Here is a 6,725-nt window from a genome sequence, read left to right as displayed (position 1 = left end):
GGGACGTGGCTGCCGCAAAGGTTATTCTGGCGTTGGGCTTGGACGGAGCCCTCGGGGATGGACAGCGGGTAGCCGCTTCCGCGTGAACCGAGAAGCCCCGTTCTGAAGAACGGGGAGTCGTCACGACGCCAGCACCGGCACCCAGACCTTTACCTACAGCGACGGCAGCTCGCAGACCATCTACCCGGACGGCACCGTCACCTACCGGGATGAAAACGGCACGGTGGTGGTCACCCCCGACGGCACCATGTACGTCTACGACAACAACGGCAACCTGGTCGAGGTGGTCGGCGGCTCGGGCTCGGGCTCGGGTGGGTCCGACTCCGGCTCGGGCAGCTCCGATTGGGGCTCGGGCTCCGGGGGTGGCTCGGGCGGCTCCGACTGGGGCTCCGGGGGTTCGGACTGGGGCTCCGGAGGTTCGGACTGGGGCTCCGGGGGCTCTGACTGGGGCTCCGGGGGTGGTTCGGGCGGCTCGGACTCCGGCTCGGGTGGGTCCGGCTCTGGTTCGGGCGGGTCTGATAACCCCCCTCCGAGCTGGCCCTTCGAGCCCTAGCGCTTCTCATCCTGTCCGGTAGCGGGGTATGGGGTCGGCTAGAATGAGGACCGTGATGCGCTACCTCACCCTGCTTTTGCTGCTGGCCCCTTCCCTGCTGGGGTGCGACCAGCTACGCCGGGACGCCACCCCGCCTGCCGAGAGGCCGCCCGCGGACTTCGGCATCCTCATCCGGGACGAGAGCCCCCTGTTCGACCCTGCGCGGGACTGCCTGGCGAGCGGTAGAGCGATGGACTTCCTCCTGCACACCACCGGGCAGGAGCCGGGCTACTACGCCTGGTCGGTGGGGGAGATCGACGAGATGAAGAGCGACGTTTTGTTTCGGGGCTACAGCCACACCGGGGAGGGCTGGACGGGGGTGGGGTGCTCCTATTTGTGGCCCGGCGTCAACATCTACTTCTACTTCAAGCGCACCGCCGACCCGGCGGAGGACTGGTGGGTGGCGCGGCGCACCCTGCAGGCCACCTTCCGGCCGGACGGCGCCTACCGCGTGGCCTTCACCCCGGCCACCATCTACCGCGAGCCGGTGGGGAGGGTCTTCATGAGCAACCGGCTGGACCCGGATGGCCGGCCCAAACTGGACGCGGTACGCAGGGGCTACTTCGTCAATGTCCACGGCCCCTACTGCCTGCAGGCGGGGGCGCCCTGGTTCCTGGGCAGGCCGATGAACAGCCGGGAGCGCTCGGACAACTTCAGCACGCCCGCTCCCCCGGCCCCGCCGGCGGCCTACGTGGCGGTGGGGGCCAACGGCCTGGCCTGGATACGGGTGTTCGTGGACGGCCGCTTCCTCTTCGGCACCAACACCTCGCCCGACCTGACCTTTGCCCTCTCCCCCCGGGATGAGCCGTACAGGGTGGTCTTCCTCCAGACGGGCAATAATTTCCCCGAGACGGGCAGAAATTACCGCTGGTCCTACATCGTCTGGGGGCTGGTGGAGGTGCGGGAGGGGCCGGATGGACGGGCTGTCTGCGGCCAGACCGAGTGGAAGTGGGTGGAGATGCCCTACACCGAGCGGCTGCCCTACGACCTCCTGAGCCCGGAGAACCGCCGCTACGACCCCTTCTCCTGGGAGGGCGGGGTGCCTCCCTGGCAGCGGTAGCGCATGGTCTACCTGCTGTTGAGTTTGCTCAGCCTGGGCCTGCTGGCCCCGGCGGGCTTTGCCCTGGCCCGGGGGCGCTGGGAGGGGGGACGGGTGGGCCTGGCGGTGGCGCTTCAGCTGCTGCCGTGGGCCCTGGCTTTGTGGAAGCCCTCCGTCGCCACCGGCCTGCTGTGGCTGGCGGCGCTGGCGGTGGTGCAGGCCTGGCTGGGCCGCTTCTGGCCGGGGGTGTGGACGGCCAGCCTGACGCTGGTCTTCGGCCAGCTCGGGGCCTGGACGGGGCTGCTGCTGGGCTTTCTGCTCCTCACCCCGCTCAAGGACCCGCTGACCCCCTGGCTGGCGGGGGGGCTGCTGCTGACGTCCTTCCTGCTGGCCGAGGCCGCCACGGTCAGCCTGAGGAAGTACCGGGCCCTGGATTAAGGCCCGGCCCGGGCTTTCTTACACCCATGCCGGGCGTATGGGTGTAAGGCTACCCGCTCAGCCCATCCCACCAGGGTAGCGCCCCGCCGGGATTCTCATCTGGCCAGAGGAGAAGGCGCGGCTCGCCTACAATGCGGGTATGTACGTCTGGCGCTACCTCCTGCTGGGCTTTCCCTCGGGCTCGCTGCTGGCCCCGGTGGCGGTGATGTGGATGGTGGGGCGCTTCGAGTGGCGCCGGGCCCTCGCGGCCCTGGCTTTTTCCATCCCCTTCTGGCTGCCGGCCATCCTGTGGCAGGGCCTGCCCACCACCCTGCTGTGGCTGGCGGCGCTGCTGGCCCTCAACGCCTGGGCCGGGTCCGGCGCCCTCAGGGACCTCAGGGCCTGGGCCTTCTCGGGTGGAATCGTGCTGGGCCACCTGTTCGTTGCCGCCGGGCTGGTCATGGTGGCGGCCCGCCTGGAGGAGGTCACCACGAACTCGGTGGTGCTGCCGCTGGGGGTGGGGCTCGGCCTTCTCGGGCTTTTGTTGATAGAGCTGGCGGCGCACTTCTGGCGGAGAAAAAAATGAAGGAGCCTGTCTCCAACATCCCGGTCCTCTACCCGGGGGAGGTGCTGCGCACCCTGCGGGACGGCTTCAGCCGGAAGGTGCTGGTGGTCCGCGGCCGGCTGCGGCGCTCCAACCGGGCCTACCGAAACGGCTTCTACCACCGCCTGGTGGGGGAGGAGGGGGATGTGCTGACCCTGCTCGCCCCGCCGGCCCTGGACGGCCGGCTGCCCCAGGAGGACGGCTACGTGGTGGTGGTGCGCGGCTACCTGGACTACAGCCTGAAGGACTCTCGCATCGAACCCGTTCTGCAGCTCAGCGAGGTCCTCTCCAGCGAGGCCGCTTTGGCGGTCGACCCCCGGCAGCAGCTTCTGGAGCGGATTGCCCAAAAGGAGCGGCGGGACGTGCCCGCTCTGCTGCGGCGGGCTCTTTTGAGCGGGCGGAAGCCCCGGCTGCTCTTCGTCTATGCCCGCGAGGGCATCGTGGACCAGGACGTGGAGAAGGCCCTGGGGGGTTACCGGCGGGCCTTCGAGATAAGAGAGGAGCGGGTGAGCTTCACCCCCGAGGCCCTGGCCGGCTTCCTCGAGGCGGCCGATGGGCGGGGCTACGAGGCCATAGCCGTCGTTCGGGGCGGGGGGAGCGGCCTCGAGGTCCTCGACCACCCGCGGCTGGTGGAGGCCGCCCTCAAGCTCAAGACCCCCCTGATCGCCGCCCTGGGCCACGCAAAGGACCGCACCCTGCTGGCCGCTGCGGCCGACTGGCGGCTGGAGACCCCGAGCCTGCTCGGGGTGGCGCTGCGGGACCTGGTGGTGGAGACCACGGCAAGGGCCCGGCCGGCGGCGCTCCGGGAACTCTGGCTCTACCGGGCCCTTCTGCTGGCGGCGCTTCTCTGGCTGCTGTGGAGGTGGTTGGGTTGAGGAACGGAGGATACGCTCTGCTCATGGCTTTGGGCCTGGCGCTCACGGTGGGGCTGGCGGCGGCCCTGATGGCGGTGCGGATGGCCCAGGAGGCCGACCAGAGCCGGCTCGAAGCGGAGGCGGCTCTGGCCAGGGTCAACCTGGACGGGCAGCACAACGAGCTGTTGCTGCTCCTCAGCGGGGAGCTGCGGGAGGCCCTGCGCGGCCTCATAGCCGGGGGGAGCGGCCGCTTCGCTTTCGGCGACGGCGGCGGCGAGGCCCCGAGCCAGAGCAGCGTGGCGCGGGACATGGAGGGCCTGCGGCTGCAGATGCAGGCCGTGGCCGACGGCCTGCTGTGCAGCCGGGGGATGCGGCTTATGACTCAGGACTAGTATAATAGTCTTCAGTGAAGCTAGTCCTCAAAACCCACTGGCAGGAACCTACCCGCCGCCGTCTGGAGGCCATCCGAGCCCTGCAGGAGCGGAACGAGGCAGCGCTGCTTGGGCTGCTGGAGGCATACCTCATCAACTACAGCCGCAAGCAGGCCGCTTTGAGCCCCCGCACCCTGAAGAACTACCGCCTGGCCCTGCGGGACTTCCTGGCCTGGTGGTGGCCGCCCGAGTCCCCGGCCCCTCGTGAGCCCATTCAGAAATCCAGCCGCGACACCCTGGCCCGCTACGTGGCCAGCCTCCAGACCCAGGGCTCCCACCTCGAGCCCCACGAACCGCTCAGCCCGGGGAGCATCGCCCTGCGGCTGGTGGGCGTGCGGCAGTTCTACCGCGCATTGGAGTGGGCGGGCGTGCTGGTGGCGCCGAGCAGTCCCCCGGCCCCCCGCGACCCCACCCCGCCCGAGGAGAAGCGGCCCGCTCTACCGTTGCCCTGGTACAGAAGACTCCTGGGCTACCTCGAGCAGAAGGACGACCCGGCCAGTGTTCGCGACCGGCTGGCGGTGCGGCTGGCCGGGGAGTGCGGGCTGCGGGTGGCCGAGCTGGTGGGTTTGAGGGTGGAGGACGTGCTGCTGGAAGAGCGCCTGCTGGTGGTGCGGGGTAAGGGCGGCAAGCAGCGCAGCGTGCCCCTCCCCCGCTCCTTGCTGCCGGACCTCGAGGCCTGGCTGAGGCTGCGGCGGGCGCTGGCCCCGGCGGGCGAACCGCACCTGCTTTTGCGCAGCCTCAAAAACGGTCGGCTGGGCAAGCGCCTCTCCGCGAACGGCCTCTGGTGGCGAATCACCCAGCACTACCAGGCCATCGGCCTGCCCAGCCGCTACTCCGGTCTGCATATGCTCCGGCACACCGCGGGCACCAGGTTTTACCGGACCTCGAGGGACCTTCACGCGACCGCGCGCCTCCTGGGGCATGCCAGCCCGAGCACCTCGGCCATCTACGCCAAGATGGACCTGGAAGGGCTCTTCCGCGTAATGGACCGGCTGGATGAGGAAGGGGAATAGGCCTGCCGTTCGAACCGCCTGAGCCAGGCCTGAAGCCGCTCACCCCACCAGTTCATCGGGTCGGACCCGCACCGCGATTCCCTACCAAAGGGGGCTCTGCAGTCTCAGCCGCAGAAGCCCCCCCTGGGCCACCACCAGCTCGCCGGGGCCGAGCAGGGCTAGGCCGCTGGGCCGCTCCAGCTCTATTTCCAGCAGAAGCTTTTTGGGCAGCGGCCTGACCAGGGGTCTTTGCTCTAAGCCGGCTTCCGGACTGTCCCACTCGGTGAAGGCCAGGTCGTCGGCCTGGTTCAGGTCCACGCTGTAGATGCGGCTTCTTCTGCCATCGTGCTCGTGCACCATAAGAAAGCGGGGTTTGGGCCAGGCCAGCCCCACCACCCGGTTCTTGGGGTCATCCAGCAGGTAGGCGTACTCAGCGAAAAGGCCATCCGGGTTGAGACCCAAGAGCACCAGCCGCAGCACCCTCGAGCTCGAGGCCGCCTCGCAGTTCGGTAGACACAGGGGGCGTCCGTTGATGAGGGCCAGGTAGTTGCGGCTTTCGTCCAGGGCCACCCCGCCAAGAACCCCTTCCTGTACCCCTGCGGCGAACACCGGGGGTAGGGCTTCGCGGGCCCCGCTTTGCCCGATGGGACCGTATAGGCGTGTTCTCCCACTTCTTGCGTCCAGGAAAAGAAGCTGCCGGCCTCCCTCAACCCAGGCCCAGCCCTCGCTGGCCGCGGCCACAGCCTCGCCCAGGGGGTAAAAAGCCTCCAGGCCCGGGTTCTCGTCCAGCCTGAGCAGGGCTATGGCCCGCTGGTCGCCATGCTTGAGGGTAGCCCAGACCCGGCCGTGCCTTTGGGCCTGGCCCAGGTGCACCAGGCTTTGCTCGAGGGTGGCCTCGGCCCAGCCTTCCGGCAGGGGAACCGCGCTGATCTGGCCCAGGAGGGTTCTCTCGGATACGTTTTTGTTCTCCACGCTTGCAACCTGGAGGGTAGGGGTCTGGGGAGGAGGGGCAGGCTGGCTGGGCGGAGCCTGGAGAGGAAGGGCTCCTGAAGCTGCCGGCGGGGCTGGCTGGGGCTGGCTGGGCAAGGCAGTTCTAGCTGGGAAAAGCTGGCTTAGCCGCCAGAGGGCCCGGGCCATCTGGTAGCGGTTGACCGGTTCGTTGCCCCGGAAAAGGCCGTCCGAGCCCAAAGGCAGTATCTCTAGCGCAATTACCCGCAGCACCGCGGCCTCGGCCCAGTGCCCTGGGGGCAGGTCGTCCGGGCGCAGGGCGCGCGCCGGGGCGGCGAGCCCTAACCGGGCGCACAGTTTGTCCAGCACGGTCGCAAGCTGGTAGCGCGTGAGGGGGGTGCTGCCCCGGTAGGTCTGGTCGGGAAAGCCCTCGACCAGACCCTCCCCCACCATCCGCCGGATACCCGGCAGGGCCCAGTGGTTCGGCACCACATCTTTGAAACGGACCTCGGCCTCCCGCACCGGCAGGGGGCTGTCAGCCAGTACCCGGGCCAGAATGGTGGCCAACTGGTAGCGGTCGAGCGCCACTTCGCCGCGGAATCTGCCATCAGGGTACCCCTGCAGCCAGCCCCGCGCGGTTACTTCCTGCACGGCTTGGAACGCCCAGTGGTCCTTGGAAAGGTCGCTGGGAAGCGCCCAGGCAAAGAGCGTTGCGAGAAAAACAGCTTGGGCGAAAAGTCTCATGAGAGAATGCTAACGAAGGACAGGAAAAATCCGCCTGCAGCCGTCACCGCCCGCGTTACGTGTACTCGAGTTCATTTTTGACGTCTGGTTTGCTGGGCCCCATC

8 protein-coding genes are annotated in these 6,725 nt (G+C 69.0%); 7 read left to right on the top strand and 1 reads right to left on the bottom strand.

What is annotated here, in order from left to right:
- Positions 1 to 223: 223 nt before the first annotated feature.
- The 7 genes from DV704_RS12185 to xerC all read left to right on the top strand — a co-directional run bounded on the left by DV704_RS12185 (position 224) and on the right by xerC (position 4,950).
- Positions 224 to 553 (top strand): hypothetical protein, encoded by a 330-nt coding sequence (locus tag DV704_RS12185; protein ID WP_158539623.1) that lies wholly within the window; start codon positions 224 to 226, stop codon positions 551 to 553.
- Between the two features lie 55 nt (positions 554 to 608).
- Positions 609 to 1,652: a hypothetical protein gene (locus DV704_RS09845; protein ID WP_114799407.1), complete on the top strand. Its 1,044-nt coding sequence runs from the start codon at positions 609 to 611 to the stop codon at positions 1,650 to 1,652.
- Positions 1,653 to 1,655: 3 nt separating this feature from the next.
- Positions 1,656 to 2,069, top strand: a complete 414-nt coding sequence (locus tag DV704_RS09840; RefSeq protein WP_114799406.1) for a hypothetical protein — start codon at positions 1,656 to 1,658, stop codon at positions 2,067 to 2,069.
- A 139-nt stretch (positions 2,070 to 2,208) separates the two neighbouring features.
- On the top strand, positions 2,209 to 2,634 hold the full coding sequence (locus tag DV704_RS09835) for a competence protein (RefSeq protein ID WP_114799405.1): 426 nt from the start codon (positions 2,209 to 2,211) through the stop codon (positions 2,632 to 2,634).
- A complete protein-coding gene (locus DV704_RS09830; RefSeq protein WP_114799404.1) occupies positions 2,631 to 3,527 on the top strand; it encodes an exodeoxyribonuclease VII large subunit in 897 nt (298 codons plus the stop codon). Before DV704_RS09835 ends, DV704_RS09830 begins: the two co-directional genes overlap by 4 nt.
- Positions 3,524 to 3,898, top strand: coding sequence for a hypothetical protein (locus DV704_RS09825; protein ID WP_158539622.1), 375 nt, complete (start codon positions 3,524 to 3,526; stop codon positions 3,896 to 3,898). Before DV704_RS09830 ends, DV704_RS09825 begins: the two co-directional genes overlap by 4 nt.
- Before the next feature lie 14 nt (positions 3,899 to 3,912).
- The gene (gene xerC, locus DV704_RS09820; protein ID WP_114799402.1) at positions 3,913 to 4,950 is read left to right on the top strand and encodes a tyrosine recombinase XerC; all 1,038 of its coding nucleotides are present in this window, start codon (positions 3,913 to 3,915) and stop codon (positions 4,948 to 4,950) included.
- Between the two features lie 81 nt (positions 4,951 to 5,031).
- Here the strand turns inward: xerC and DV704_RS09815 are convergent, their stop codons facing one another.
- On the bottom strand, positions 5,032 to 6,621 hold the full coding sequence (locus DV704_RS09815) for an S-layer homology domain-containing protein (protein WP_114799401.1): 1,590 nt from the start codon (positions 6,619 to 6,621) through the stop codon (positions 5,032 to 5,034).
- Positions 6,622 to 6,725: the final 104 nt, after the last annotated feature.

This window comes from Meiothermus sp. QL-1, assembly GCF_003351145.1.
In the GTDB taxonomy this organism is placed as follows: Bacteria; Deinococcota; Deinococci; order Deinococcales; family Thermaceae; genus Meiothermus.
The sequence above is the reverse complement of the archived record's forward strand: the minus strand, read 5'-3'. Positions and strand labels throughout refer to the sequence as shown.

Coding starts and splice junctions, on each gene's coding strand:
- DV704_RS09845 (WP_114799407.1), top strand. CDS start 609: ATGCGCTACCTCACCCTGCTTTTGCTGCTGGCCCCTTCCCTGCTGGGG.
- DV704_RS09840 (WP_114799406.1), top strand. CDS start 1,656: ATGGTCTACCTGCTGTTGAGTTTGCTCAGCCTGGGCCTGCTGGCCCCG.
- DV704_RS09835 (WP_114799405.1), top strand. CDS start 2,209: ATGTACGTCTGGCGCTACCTCCTGCTGGGCTTTCCCTCGGGCTCGCTG.
- DV704_RS09830 (WP_114799404.1), top strand. CDS start 2,631: ATGAAGGAGCCTGTCTCCAACATCCCGGTCCTCTACCCGGGGGAGGTG.
- DV704_RS09815 (WP_114799401.1), bottom strand. CDS start 6,621: ATGAGACTTTTCGCCCAAGCTGTTTTTCTCGCAACGCTCTTTGCCTGG.